The 13,600-nt window shown below is 54.5% G+C and carries 13 protein-coding genes; 7 read left to right on the forward strand and 6 right to left on the reverse strand.

Annotation, left to right across the window (positions count from 1 at the left end; all coding sequences use genetic code 11):
• Positions 1-145: 145 nt before the first annotated feature.
• The 4 genes from FQ187_RS29265 to FQ187_RS29285 all read right to left on the reverse strand — a co-directional run bounded on the left by FQ187_RS29265 (position 146) and on the right by FQ187_RS29285 (position 4,209).
• A complete protein-coding gene (locus FQ187_RS29265) occupies positions 146-1,030 on the reverse strand; it encodes an ABC transporter permease subunit (protein ID WP_149632152.1) in 885 nt (294 codons plus the stop codon).
• A complete protein-coding gene (locus FQ187_RS29270) occupies positions 1,027-1,908 on the reverse strand; it encodes an ABC transporter permease subunit (protein ID WP_162247457.1) in 882 nt (293 codons plus the stop codon). The genes FQ187_RS29265 and FQ187_RS29270 overlap by 4 nt, the downstream gene beginning before the upstream one ends.
• A gap of 29 nt (positions 1,909-1,937) precedes the next feature.
• Entirely contained in the window at positions 1,938-3,080 is a 1,143-nt protein-coding gene (potA, locus tag FQ187_RS29275; RefSeq protein ID WP_149632153.1) for a polyamine ABC transporter ATP-binding protein, read from the reverse strand.
• A gap of 367 nt (positions 3,081-3,447) precedes the next feature.
• Positions 3,448-4,209 (reverse strand): gamma-glutamyl-gamma-aminobutyrate hydrolase family protein, encoded by a 762-nt coding sequence (locus FQ187_RS29285; protein ID WP_149632154.1) that lies wholly within the window; start codon positions 4,207-4,209, stop codon positions 3,448-3,450.
• Positions 4,210-4,489: 280 nt separating this feature from the next.
• Here FQ187_RS29285 and FQ187_RS29290 point away from each other — a divergent pair, with 280 nt between their 5' ends.
• The 5 genes from FQ187_RS29290 to FQ187_RS30090 all read left to right on the forward strand — a co-directional run bounded on the left by FQ187_RS29290 (position 4,490) and on the right by FQ187_RS30090 (position 10,404).
• Entirely contained in the window at positions 4,490-5,866 is a 1,377-nt protein-coding gene (locus FQ187_RS29290; RefSeq protein ID WP_149632155.1) for a glutamine synthetase family protein, read from the forward strand.
• 210 nt (positions 5,867-6,076) lie between these two features.
• Positions 6,077-7,567, forward strand: coding sequence for an aldehyde dehydrogenase (locus tag FQ187_RS29300; protein WP_129444961.1), 1,491 nt, complete (start codon positions 6,077-6,079; stop codon positions 7,565-7,567).
• Positions 7,568-7,622: 55 nt separating this feature from the next.
• Entirely contained in the window at positions 7,623-8,906 is a 1,284-nt protein-coding gene (locus tag FQ187_RS29305) for an FAD-binding oxidoreductase (RefSeq protein ID WP_149632156.1), read from the forward strand.
• 435 nt (positions 8,907-9,341) lie between these two features.
• Positions 9,342-9,890: a cupin domain-containing protein gene (locus tag FQ187_RS29310; RefSeq protein ID WP_007895886.1), complete on the forward strand. Its 549-nt coding sequence runs from the start codon at positions 9,342-9,344 to the stop codon at positions 9,888-9,890.
• Positions 9,891-9,927: 37 nt separating this feature from the next.
• The gene (locus FQ187_RS30090) at positions 9,928-10,404 is read left to right on the forward strand and encodes a hypothetical protein (protein ID WP_178122791.1); all 477 of its coding nucleotides are present in this window, start codon (positions 9,928-9,930) and stop codon (positions 10,402-10,404) included.
• An 18-nt stretch (positions 10,405-10,422) separates the two neighbouring features.
• On the opposite strand, the gene FQ187_RS29320 is transcribed toward FQ187_RS30090, so the two are convergent.
• Together FQ187_RS29320 and FQ187_RS29325 are read right to left on the reverse strand one after the other, a co-directional pair.
• Positions 10,423-11,127: a DUF4225 domain-containing protein gene (locus FQ187_RS29320; RefSeq protein WP_149632157.1), complete on the reverse strand. Its 705-nt coding sequence runs from the start codon at positions 11,125-11,127 to the stop codon at positions 10,423-10,425.
• On the reverse strand, positions 11,120-11,620 hold the full coding sequence (locus FQ187_RS29325; RefSeq protein WP_149632158.1) for an Hcp family type VI secretion system effector: 501 nt from the start codon (positions 11,618-11,620) through the stop codon (positions 11,120-11,122). Before FQ187_RS29325 ends, FQ187_RS29320 begins: the two co-directional genes overlap by 8 nt.
• 568 nt (positions 11,621-12,188) lie before the next feature.
• Between FQ187_RS29325 and FQ187_RS29330 the strand changes: the two genes are divergently transcribed.
• Together FQ187_RS29330 and FQ187_RS29335 are read left to right on the forward strand one after the other, a co-directional pair.
• Complete coding sequence (locus FQ187_RS29330; RefSeq protein WP_149632159.1) at positions 12,189-12,428, forward strand: rubredoxin; 240 nt, start codon at positions 12,189-12,191, stop codon at positions 12,426-12,428.
• The gene (locus FQ187_RS29335) at positions 12,428-13,042 is read left to right on the forward strand and encodes a LysE family translocator (RefSeq protein WP_149632160.1); all 615 of its coding nucleotides are present in this window, start codon (positions 12,428-12,430) and stop codon (positions 13,040-13,042) included. The genes FQ187_RS29330 and FQ187_RS29335 overlap by 1 nt, the downstream gene beginning before the upstream one ends.
• The last annotated feature ends 558 nt before the right edge of the window (positions 13,043-13,600 follow it).

Here is a 13,600-nt window from a genome sequence, read left to right on the forward strand (position 1 = left end):
AAGAAGACAGGGATTGATCAATCGAACTATGATTTTTCATGGACTCGCCCTCGCTGTCGTTGGCTGTTTAGACTGCCACCGTGGCGCATTGACGCCTCGGCTTGGGCGAGTCCATCCAATTACAAAGTGTGCGTCCTGCAGGCTCTTAAGCCGTTGCTCCAGCCATTTGCTTGTTGGGTTGCTGCCAGGATTCGCTGGCGGTCTGGTCCATGGCTTCCTGAATTGCGCGTTTGCGGGTGGCTTCGGCGCGGCGGCTGAAGAACCAGACCATGAAGGTCACAATCGATACCGCCAACAGGATCAGGCTGGCCACGGCATTGATCTCAGGCTTCACGCCCAGTCGTACCGCCGAGAACACTTCCATCGGCAGGGTCGTCGAACCCGGGCCGGACACGAAGCTCGCCAGCACGAGGTCATCCAGCGACAGGGCAAACGACATCATGCCGCCGGCCGCCAGTGACGGCGCGATCATCGGAATGGTGATCAGGAAAAACACCTTGAGCGGCTTCGCCCCGAGGTCCATGGCCGCTTCTTCGATGGACAGGTCCAGCTCACGCAAGCGCGCCGAAACCACCACCGCCACATACGCCGCACAGAACGTGGTGTGTGCGATCCAGATCGTCACCAGGCCTCGTTCCTGCGGCCAACCGATCAACTGCGCCATCGCCACGAACAGCAGCAACAGCGACAGACCGGTGATCACTTCCGGCATCACCAGCGGCGCCGTCACCAAACCACCGAACAACGTGCGGCCCTTGAAGCGAGTGACGCGAGTCAGTACGAATGCTGCCAACGTCCCCAACGCTACGGCAGCAATCGCGGTGTAGCAGGCGATTTCCAGCGAGCGCACCACCGAGCCCATCAGTTGCGAGTTGTCGGCCAGGCCGACATACCACTTCACCGACCAGCCGCCCCACACCGTTACCAGTTTGGAGGCGTTGAACGAGTAGATCACCAGAATCAACATCGGCAGGTAGATAAACGACAAGCCGAAAATCAGCATGAACTTTGAAAATCCGAAGCGTTTCATCCCCGTGCCTCCATCTCTTTGGCCTGACTGCGGTTGAACAGCAGAATCGGCACAATCAGGATCAACAGCATCACCACCGCCAGGGCAGACGCCACCGGCCAGTCGCGGTTATTGAAGAACTCTTGCCACAGCACGCGACCGATCATCAGGGTCTCTGGGCCACCCAACAGCTCCGGAATCACGAACTCACCGACCACCGGAATGAACACCAGCATGCAGCCGGCGATGATCCCGTTCTTGGCCAGCGGCACGGTGATTTTCCAGAAGTTGTTGAAGTTGCTCGAACCCAGGTCCGAAGCGGCTTCCAGCAAGCTTTGATCGTGCTTGACCAAGTTGGCGTACAGCGGCAACACCATGAACGGCAGATACGCATACACCACGCCGATGTAGACGGCCGTGTTGGTGTTGAGGATCTCGATCGGGTGATCGGTCAGCCCGGTCCACATCAGGAATGCGTTGAGCAAACCGTTGTTGCTGAGAATACCCATCCACGCATAAACGCGGATCAGGATCGCGGTCCAGGTCGGCATCATGATCAGCAACAGCAGAACGTTTTGCGTTTCCTTGCTCGCCTTGGTGATCGCGTAAGCCATCGGGAAACCGATCACCAGGCACATCAGCGTGCTTAAAAACGCGACCTTCAACGAGCCGAAGTAAGCCGAGATGTACAACTCATCCTGGGTCAGCAGCGAGTAGTTGCCGAGGTTCAGCAACAGCTGGAATTTCTGCTCGGCGAAGGTGTAGATCTCTGAGTAAGGAGGAATAGCCAGCGCTGCTTCCGAGAAGCTGATCTTCATCACCAGGAAGAACGGCAGCATGAAGAACAGGAACAGCCACAGGAACGGAATCCCGATGACGAGCTTTCGACCACTCGGCATCAGCCGCATAAACTGCTGATTGAGTGTTTTCATGAGCGCAGTACCACGCCGCTGTCGTCTTCCCACCACACGTAGACTTTATCGTCCCAGGTCGGACGTGAGCCACGGCGTTCGGCGTTGGCCATGAACGACTGCACAACCTTGCCGCCAGGCAACTCCACGTAAAACACCGAGTGGCCGCCGAGGTAGGCGATGTCATGCACCTTGCCGCTGGACCAGTTGTAGCGGGTATCGGGTTTGGTGGTGCTGACCAGCAGTTTTTCCGGGCGAATGGCGTAGGTGATCGACTTGTCCTGCACCGAGGTGCTGACGCCGTGACCGACGTAAATCTTCTGCTCCAGGTCCGGGCTGTGAATGATCGCGTGACCTTCCAGATCCTCGACCACGGTACCGTCGAAGGCGTTCACATTGCCGATGAACTCGCAGACCATGCGGCTGACTGGCGCCTCATAAATGTCCACCGGGCTGCCGATCTGCGCGATCCAGCCCAAGTGCATGATCGCGATGCGCTGGGCCATGGTCATGGCCTCTTCCTGGTCGTGGGTTACCATCACACAGGTCACGCCGACCCGCTCGATGATCTCCACCAACTCCAGTTGCATCTGCGAACGCAGCTTTTTATCCAGCGCGCCCATCGGTTCGTCGAGCAGCAACAGCTTCGGACGCTTGGCCAGGGAGCGGGCGAGGGCCACACGCTGACGCTGACCGCCAGACAACTGATGGGGTTTGCGTTTGGCGTACTGGGTCATGTGCACCAGGCGCAGCATCTCTTCAACGCGGGCGTCGATTTCGCTGGTGGACAGACGATCCTGCTTCAGCCCGAACGCAATGTTCTGCGCCACCGTCATGTGCGGGAACAGCGCGTAGGACTGGAACATCATATTGATCGGCCGTTCGTACGGCGGCATGTCGGTGATGTCGACACCGTCGAGCAAAATCCGTCCTTCGGTCGGGCGCTCGAAGCCTGCGAGCATGCGCAGCAGGGTCGATTTGCCGGAGCCGGAACCGCCGAGCAGGGCGAAGATTTCCCCTTGATGGATCTCAAGCGAGACATCGTCCACTGCGGTGGTTTCGTCGAATTTCTTGGTGACGCGGTCGATTTTCACCAGCACCTTTTTTGGTGACTGGTGACCTTCAAGAGCCTTCCTGTAGATGCTGGAGGCGTTTGCCATGTGAAACTCCCAACAGGTTTCAGTCGTCGGGCCAACGCGGCCTGACTTAATAGTTGATTACAAGCCCGAACTGTACGACGCCAGTCAATTCAACGGTGATCCCCTGTGGGAGCGGGCTTGCTCGCGAAAGCGGTGTATCAGGCAGCATCAATGTCGACTGACACTCCCTCTTCGCGAGCAAGCCCGCTCCCACCCTGGAATTGCGTTTGGCTCACTGGCATCGCCCGGCCTGGGCTTATTCGGCGCCGCCGTCCTGGCTGCCTGGTGGTACTTGTTGTTATCGCGTTTGTTGTCGTGAGGGACCGGCGCGCAAAGACACGCCCGCCAGACTCTCGGGGGCAGTAAATTGATTTAGTCGTGTTTGAAGTCAGCGTTTATTACGTAGCGCGGCCCGTCGCCGGCACGCGTCGCCAAACGCCTGGAAAATACTCAAGTAGGGCGGATTCGACAGAACCTGCCATTCCGGGTGCCACTGCACACCGACGGCGAAGGTCGGGCCGTGTTTCACCGAGATCGCTTCGATCAGGCCATCCGGCGCAACGGCTTCCGCACGTAGGCCGGGAGCCAGTCGGTCAATGCCCTGGCTGTGAATCGAATTGACCTGGAACACCTGCGGCAAATCCAGCACCTCGAACACACCGCCCGGTTGCACGTTGACCGCATGCGCCGGTGCGTATTGCACCGCCAGGTCTGGATGATTCGCTTCCCGGTGATCCAGGAAGCCTGGGAGTTCGTGGACCTTCTGATGCAGGCTGCCCCCGAACGCCACGTTCATTTCCTGAAAGCCCCGGCAGATGCCGAGCACCGGAACGCCCGCCGCAATGGCCGCACGCAATAAGGGGAGGGTGGTAGCGTCCCGTTGCGGATCGTGATCCGTGCCGGGGGCGCTGTCGGGGCCTTGATAGTGGAAAGGTTCCACATTCGAGGGTGAGCCGGTCAGCAGCAGACCGTCGAGCTGCGCGAGCAGGTCATCGATTTCGGTCAGATCGCCTAAAGAAGGAATGACGACCGGCAGCCCCAAAGCCGCGACGCTGACAGCACGCAAGTACTTGTCGCCGCTGACATGGTAGGGGTGCAGGCCAATCTGTTTGACGCACGCTGTAACGCCGATCAATGGCTTGAATGCCATTTTTATCACCTCGAAGTTTCACACTTGAACGAGCTTTTCCGGAGCTTAGCCTTGTTGATTTTAATTAACAACTCTCATGTAAAAAATTCTAAACGCCGTACGTCAGATCTTCAGGGTTTACGCGGTGCGCAAGACTGATCTGGCACTCTCGTGCCCAAGAAAGGCCCGAAAATAAAGGTTGAGAGGCCAAGTGTTCGCTATTGACTTCACTTTGCCGTTCGGGTTGACTGGGCTCGCAACAAGGTAGTGAACATAATAATTAACAGCTAATAGGTGCATCATGTCGGTCCCTCTGCGTACCGTTCAACTCAACGAAGCAAACGCATTCCTTAAGAAATATCCTGAGGTTTTGTACGTCGACCTTCTGATTGCGGATATGAACGGTGTGGTGCGCGGCAAGCGCATCGAGCGCACCAGTCTTCATAAGGTTTACGAAAAAGGCATTAACCTCCCGGCGTCACTGTTTGCTCTGGACATCAACGGTTCTACGGTGGAAAGCACCGGCCTGGGTCTGGACATCGGTGACTCAGACCGAATCTGCTTCCCCATCCCAGATACGCTCAGCATCGAGCCATGGCAGAAGCGCCCGACCGCGCAACTGTTAATGACCATGCACGAACTCGAAGGCCAGCCGTTCTTCGCTGACCCTCGCGAAGTGCTGCGTCAGGTCGTGAGCAAGTTCGATGCAATGGGCCTGACCATCTGCGCCGCGTTCGAACTCGAGTTCTATCTGATCGACCAGGACAACGTGAACGGTCGTCCGCAATCGCCACGTTCGCCGGTTTCGGGCAAGCGTCCGATGTCGACTCAGGTGTATTTGATCGATGACCTCGACGAATACGTCGATTGCCTGCAAGACATCCTCGAAGGCGCGAAAGAGCAGGGCATCCCTGCTGACGCCATCGTCAAGGAAAGCGCCCCGGCGCAGTTCGAAGTGAACCTGCATCACGTCAATGACCCGATCAAGGCCTGCGACTACGCGGTGTTGCTCAAGCGTCTGGTGAAAAACATCGCCTACGACCACGAGATGGACACCACCTTCATGGCCAAGCCGTATCCGGGCCAGGCGGGCAATGGTTTGCACGTACACATTTCGATTCTCGACAAAGAAGGCAACAACATCTTTGCCAGCGAGGATCCCGAGCAGAACGCCGCGCTGCGACACGCGATCGGCGGTGTGCTCGAGACCCTGCCGGCGCAGATGGCGTTCCTGTGCCCGAACGTCAACTCGTACCGTCGTTTCGGCGCGCAGTTCTACGTGCCGAACTCGCCGAGCTGGGGCATCGATAACCGTACCGTTGCAGTGCGTGTGCCGACCGGTTCCGCAGACTCGGTGCGCATCGAGCACCGAGTGGCTGGCGCCGATGCCAACCCGTACTTGCTGATGGCGTCGGTACTGGCCGGTATTCACCACGGCCTGACCAACGAGATCGAACCGGGCGCCCCGGTTGAAGGCAACAGCTACGAGCAGAACGAGCAGAGCCTGCCGAACAACCTGCGCGATGCACTGCGCGAACTGGACGACAGCGAAGTCATGTCGCGCTACATCGACCCGCTGTACATCGACGTGTTCGTTGCGTGCAAGGAAAGCGAGCTGGCCGAGTTCGAGAACTCCATCTCGGACCTTGAGTACAACTGGTACTTGCACACGGTTTGATGAGCCAAGTGGTGTACGCATTCTCTGCAGACACCAACAATCAAATGTGGGAGCGGGCTTGCTCGCGAAAGCGGTGGATCAGTCAACACTGATGTCGCCTGACACACCGCCTTCGCGAGCAAGCCCGCTCCCACAGGGGATTGCATTGCAAGTTTCAACTGACGGGCATCAGCCTGACGATCACTTATTCCTCTGCGTCGAGTCACAACCATGACAAACACTCGCAGCGACTGGGAGCAACGCTTCCAGTCCTTAACACTCGAAGGCCGCGCCTTCATCGACGGCCAATACTGCCCGGCACTCAGCGGCGACACCTTTGAATGCATGAGCCCGGTCGACGGCCGCTTCCTGGCCAACGTCGCCAGCACCGACGAAGCCGACGCCAATGCGGCGGTCGCCGTTGCACGCCGCACCTTCGAGTCCGGCATCTGGGCGCGGTTGGCACCCGCAGAACGCAAGCGCATTTTGATTCGCTTCGCGGACTTGATCCTGGCCAACCAGGAAGAACTCGCCCTGCTCGAAACCCTCGACATGGGCAAGCCGATCAACGACTCGATGAGCATCGACATCCCAGCGACCGCCAACGCGATCCGCTGGAGCGCCGAGGCCATCGACAAGATCTACGACGAAGTCGCCGCCACGCCGCACGACCAACTCGGCCTCATCACCCGCGAACCTGCCGGTGTGGTCGCCGCCATCGTGCCGTGGAACTTCCCGTTGATCATGGCCAGCTGGAAGTTCGCCCCAGCCCTCGCGGCCGGCAACTCGTTCATTCTCAAGCCTTCGGAAAAGTCGCCACTGACCGCCATCCGCATCGCCCAACTGGCGCTGGAAGCGGGCATCCCGAAAGGCGTGTTCAACGTCCTGCCGGGCTACGGTCACACCGTCGGCAAGGCGCTGGCGTTGCACATGGACGTCGACGTGCTGGCCTTCACCGGCTCGACCGCGATTGCCAAGCAACTGCTGATCTACGCCGGGCAAAGCAACATGAAACGCGTCTGGCTCGAAGCAGGGGGGAAGAGCCCGAACGTGGTGTTCGCCGACGCGCCGGATTTGCGCGCGGCAGCACAAGCGGCGGCCGGTGCGATTGCCTTCAACCAGGGCGAAGTCTGCACCGCCGGTTCACGCTTGCTGGTAGAGCGTTCGATCCGCGAGCAGTTCATTCCGCTGCTGGTGGAAGCCCTGCAAGCCTGGAAACCGGGGCACGCTTTGGACCCGGAAACCACCGTCGGCGCGGTCGTCGATCAGCGTCAACTGGACAACGTGCTGCGCTACATCCAAGTCGGCAAAGACCAGGGCGCGCAACTGATCGCCGGCGGCAGCCGCACCCTCGAAGACACCGGTGGCCTGTACGTGGAACCGGCGATTTTCGACGGCGTGACCAACGCCATGACCATCGCCCGGGAAGAAATCTTCGGCCCGGTGCTGTCGCTGATCACCTTCGACACCGAGGAAGAAGCGCTGGCCATCGCCAATGACAGCATCTTCGGCCTGGCCGCAGGCGTGTGGACCAGCAACCTGAGCAAGGCCCACACCTTCGCGCGCGGCTTGCGCGCCGGCAGCGTCTGGGTCAACCAGTACGACGGCGGCGACATGACCGCGCCGTTCGGCGGGTACAAGCAGTCGGGTAACGGTCGGGACAAATCGCTGCACGCGTTCGACAAATACACCGAACTCAAAGCGACCTGGATCAAGCTCTAATACCTATAAAAAACGACGGTCACCGGCACGCTGCCGGCGACCCTCGGAGAAACCTATGAAACAAGCACATGTAAATAGCTACTACGCCGCCACCCGCAACTTCACCGGCGACTTCCCGGTCCTCGAACAAGCGGTCGACTGCGACGTCTGCATCATTGGCGCCGGCTACACCGGTTTGTCCTCGGCCCTGTTCCTCGCCGAAGCCGGCTACAGCGTGACCGTGCTCGAAGCCGCCAAAGTCGGTTTCGGCGCCAGCGGTCGCAACGGCGGCCAACTGGTCAACTCCTACAGTCGCGACGTCGATGTCATCGAAGAACGCTACGGCGACAAAACCGCCGAAGTCCTCGGCAGCATGATTTTCGAAGGCGCCGACATCATCCGTCAGCGCATACAACACTACGACATCCAGTGCGACTACCGGCCGGGCGGGATCTTCGCCGCGCTGAACAAAAAGCAACTCAAAGGCCTGGCCGAGCAGAAAAGCAACTGGGAACGCTACGGCAACAAGAGCCTGAAAATGCTCGACGCGGCGGACATCAAGCGCGAAGTGGGTTGCGACAACTACGTCGGCGGCCTGCTCGACATGCAGGGCGGCCACATCCACCCGCTGAACCTGGCCCTCGGCGAAGCCTCGGCCATCATCGGCCTGGGCGGCAAAATCTACGAACAATCGGCCGCAGTGGAAATCACCTACGGCGAACCGATCACCGTGCGCACCGCCCAAGGCGTGGTCCGCGCCAAGTACCTGCTGATCGCCGGCAACGCCTATTTGCCGCAGGACCTCGACAACCGCGTCACGCGTAAAAGCATGCCTTGCGGTTCACAAATCGTCGTCACCGAGCCGTTGTCCGAGAAAGTCGCCCGCAGCCTGATCAAAAACAACTACTGCGTCGAAGACTGCAACTACCTGCTGGACTACTACCGCCTCACCGCCGACAACCGTCTGCTATACGGCGGCGGCGTGGTCTACGGCGCCCGCGAACCGGACGACATCGAGCAACTGATCAAGCCGAAAATCCTCAAGACCTTCCCGCAACTGAAGGACGTGAAAATCGACTACCGCTGGACCGGCAACTTCCTGCTGACCATGTCACGCATGCCGCAATTCGGCCGCATCGAGAAAAACGCCTACTACATGCAAGGCTACAGCGGCCACGGCGTCACCTGCTCGCACCTGGCCGGCAAACTGATCTCGGAAATGATCCGCGGCGACGCCGAACGCTTCGACGCCTTCGCATCGTTGCCGCACATGCCCATGATCGGCGGCCGCACCTTCCAGGCCCCCCTCACCGCCATGGGCGCCGCGTATTACGCGCTGCGCGACCGGTTCGGTATTTAAGTTAAGCCTGCTGCAATCCCTGTGGGAGCGGGCTTGCCCGCGATGAGGCCATATCAGTCGCTATCATTGTCGCCTGATACACCGCCATCGCAAGCAAGCTCACTCCCACAGAGATCCATGGCAAACACAAAATCTGTATACAACCAGAACCAAAATGTGGGAGCGGGCTTGCTCGCGAAGAGGCCATCCCAGTCGCTATCAATCCCACCTGACACCCAGTAACCGCATCCACAGTTCGCACGGTCAAACCACCCAACTTCAGGTCAAAACAACCTTTTTACCCAACCATTTATCGAACCTGCTGAGCAACACCACCAAACGTGATTTAATACCCGCCTTTCAAATTTCCGGGACAGGGAAGCGGTGTTTTTCGCGGCCAAAAGTCGCCCGCCATCCACCCCCATAACCCTTAAGTATTCCTCGCATAAGGCTGTCATGGACACGGGCTCACGACTCAAATTAGTACGCGAAAGCTACAAACTCTCCCAGCGCGAGCTGGCCCGGCGTAGCGGCGTCACCAATGCCACCATCTCCCTGATCGAACAAAATCGCGTCAGTCCCTCCGTCAGCTCCCTCAAAAAACTGCTCGAAGGCATACCGATGTCTTTGGCGGACTTCTTTACCTTTGATCAGCCGCCGCGTGAGCATCAATACGTGTTTCGCGCCAATGAACAGCCGGATCTCGGCCGTCATGGGCTGCGGTTGCTGCTGATTGGCGCTTCGGTGCCGAGTCGGCAGATGCGACTGTTGCGCGAGCAATACGCGCCTGGGGCGAGCTCGGGGGAAGAGCCGATTGTGCATTCGGAAGGGGAGGAGTGTGGGTTGGTTACCCGTGGCACTGTTGAACTGACGGTTGATGGGCAGATTAGTGTGTTGAATGCTGGGGATGGGTATTACTTTCCGACGACGTTGCCGCATCGGTTTCGGAATATTGGGGCGGATGAGGCGGAAATCATCAGTGCTAATACACCGGCGAACTTTTGATTGAGTAGATGTTTCAGTGCTTCCATCGGTCTGATGCATGGCTATAATGTTTTCAAATATTGTAGCCATGATGGATCATGTTTTTATGAATTTAAGTAATGCTCGCTATTATATTTGGGTAGGTTCTCTTGTCCTCGGCTCAGCGGGGCTTTATACACTAATAGTTGTCGGAGGGATTAAGCAGATAATGCCCTTGGAGGGTGGCGTTCTGCGAGCGGCCTACATTGTGACGTATATAACTATCAGTTTTTTTTGCTTGCGTTTTTATATTCCCAGGCTGAAGAGTGTTTGGCTTGGCGAGATGATGGGTGAAAAGTATATGAGTTTGCGTGGCTCCTGGATTGGAATTGTCATTGGAGCTGCAATCGGGACTATAATTTTTAGTCCGCAGCTGAAAAAAATTGAGTTTTTAAATGATGTTCCTTGTTTAATAGTTGTAGCAGCTATGTTTCTTGTTTTTACGTTGATCTTGTTTTTCTTGAGCTTTTATACAGGTCAATCACGGCGTAGGTAATGGTTGACTTGCTCTCGCTCAAGGTTGCTTTTCTTCGATTGTTTCGTTGCTCTCGTTTATCATTGTTTTGATTGTGATAGCGTCAACTAACGCTTCGAAAGCTAAAGCGAGTCTCCCCATTTGTTTGTAGGCCATTTCATAGTTGATAGGGTCTCTGTTGAATAACTGCATTGAGTCGGGCTTTCGAACAAGGTTTGATAAGCCGTTTATCGATAAGTACAAATCCATGGAATAGTATGCCATGTTACCCTCGTAAGCGCTTCCAAGATGCTCTTGATAAAACTCTCGCACAGGGCCAACTGTACCTGGTACGCCGGGGCCATAGTAGATGTTCCCCAAACCTTCATACATGTTGTTGAAACCATGTGCGATTAATGGTGCGCCAGCTACTATGCCGACCCCTCTTGTTTTTCCTATCGTGGATACACCTGCCTCAACCTGCATGGCACCTGCCAAAACCCCAGCGCCGTTTTGAGCATAAAAAAGCGCTTTGGACGATAACTCGGCATATTCCTCTCTAATCTTTTGTATCCCTTGCCACGCACTGATGACTCCTTCATCAACGGCTCGGATAATTTCGTTCGCATAGGATGAAACTATCGAACTAAATTGAAGCTGCATAAAGCTATCATCGAGGTGTGTGGCGCCGAGAGTGCATCCGAATGCAATAAGATCGGACGCGGTTTTAGTTACATCGTGAATGTCACAGGATTCATCACTCACCCTCGTTCCCCCAAGTACTATAAGCGCTTGTTCCCGCCTGGATGTGGGTCCAACTAATCTCTCGATAACGAATCGATACTAATTCTTGTGGTTCCGCGTCGTTCATATGAATGGAATGAGGTACTTGGAGGCTGACGTGTACGATTTTCGCCCCGGTGAGTCGTATTGAGTAATATTTATCCTGTCCGCCGGCCGGTGAGGTCCGGTATAAGTTAATTGTGCACTCTACTTCTTCTCGCTCATGCAGTGCGCTAGCCAGTAGTGGTGAAGATTTATCAATATTTTTGGTGATCATGATAGGCATGTGATTGCCGCGACCGCCAGAAACTCCGCCATCATTACCCGTAATCATGTTGTGCGAGTAAGCCAAAATCATGACTTCGTCTTCATGGCCTATCTGACATTTGTTGCCGATAGAACTTAGGCCGGAGCAACCAGCAGAAATCAAACCTTGTCGTTTCCCAGTAATGCTCATGTATCCATGGCTAGCCATGCGTACTGCTCCTTTTAGTTGCTCTTAGCGGCTGGGTACTCTATTTCAAGTTTTGAAAGCATTCTATTCGGAATGTTTTAGCTTGTGTTTCTGTAATTTAGAGTTTCAGAAAATACGGATTTTTCTTACGGTAAATAAAGAAGTTTGTAGTTGAAAAATCCTACGCGTGCTGGCGTTTTCTATCGTGCTATACAAGAAAAGATGGCTGATTTATCTACGGCTCGGCTAAATATGGTAGCAAGTACGTTTCGTAGCTAAAAAATAAATGCCTCTAAAGAAAAAAAATTCACCTTTATCCTCCATACTTTTTTGTATGAATATTCTGACTCCTATTTCGCACGAGTTAGTTACCAGCAATCGATAAATCTCAGATTTGGGTTTCTTCATGGGCGTGACGCTCTAGCTCTGGCGCCTTAAGCTAGGACTGCAACATAGACATCTAAGGGGTTCGAGTATTTTTCGAAAAGGCTATTGACATTTTTTTTGTGAAATTGAATATTTCTCCGGCGCAAGATAGCGCAACAAGGGTCGACAAAAGTAAAATCAAGGGATAAACGGAGAGAGTCTGATGAACATTCAGGAAGCGTCCAATGTAAGGGTAAATGAGCAACCGTTACACGATGCTTCTTACAATAATATTGCTTCCTCTGTCGTTCGATATGGGGTAATTAAAGAACTTGATAGGTTTGGCCAGATTCTGGCGAATAAACCACTTAGTCCAGGCACTAATTGGGGAGAACTGGCTGAAGACTTTAATTGTCCTCATTGTTGCGCCAGCATGAAAGTGTTCAAGGTAGTCGAAAAGTAATGCAAGATTTTCAGCAGTCTCTGCTTTTCTCAATGGCGCTGTCTATTTCATTCGGGCCGATTGCCTTAATTGTATTAAGGCAATCAGTTTTGTTTGGGCGAATGAGTGCAGTGCCGAGTGCGTTAGGCGCCGCTATCGCCGATGTTTTATATGCCGCGGTTGCATTAATGGGCGCCGCACTTGTGAGTGCGTTTGTGTTTCAATTTCAAAGTCTGTTGGTTGTTGTATCTATAATTTATCTGTTTTATCTGGGTGTAAAAATATTCAAGTCTGCCGGCGTCGATATATCGGTTTCGCAACAGGCTGGATTTATTTCCGTTTTTGCTTTGACGATTACTAATCCATTAACCATCGTGGCGATTACTTCTTACGTTTTTGCCAACCATTCGGGTGGAGCAGCGGTCAATATTCCTGCCTTCCTTTCAGGATTTTTTATCGGTAGCTTTGCTTGTCAAATGGTGTATGCATTAGGTGGGGGTGCTGTAAGTAAGATGTTGTCTGGTCGGGTGAATTTTAAAATACTAAGTTGGCTGAGTGGCGCTTATCTGATTGCATTCTCTATATGGAAATTGCACCATTTTATTAGCGGAGAAAAGGTGATGGATTTATTTTGAGAGTAAGTGTGCTCAAGAAATAGATATATCACCTTTTCTTCTGTATAAGCCCCTAAAGATTGCTCCAGCAAAAAAGGCGACATAACAAAAAAGGTGACAGGTTTATTTAAATGCTTGATTTTGGAATATCCAAACTTGGAAATTTGCGGTTTTAGTTATTCGAGTCGTACATTAGCCAATGTCCCGCAGAGTACCAGAGTACCAGAGTTCTTTGTTCGATAGGATGCAGGGTTGTTCCTTCTGCCTTTGGTCCGTTTCCGACGTATCAAAATTGTGAAAATATACGCCATCGAGGCAATCTTCTTAGTGGATATTGAGACGTAGTAAAAAACCCGCAACAATGCGGGTTTTTTATTGCGGTAATTCGGTCACTGATCCTTATGCGTATCAAACCCCCGCTGTTCAATCACCCGAAACACATCACTCACATCCTGCAGTGGTCTAATTTCCCCGGACACCCCGATAGGTGGAAAATACACCTATTGAGGAGTTCTCCATGACCGACAAACGCAAAGTATTCGACGACAGCTTCAAGCTGGAAGTTGTAAAGATGATCAA

The organism is Pseudomonas sp. ANT_J28 (assembly GCF_008370005.1).
Lineage (GTDB): Bacteria > Pseudomonadota > Gammaproteobacteria > Pseudomonadales > Pseudomonadaceae > Aquipseudomonas > Aquipseudomonas frigoris.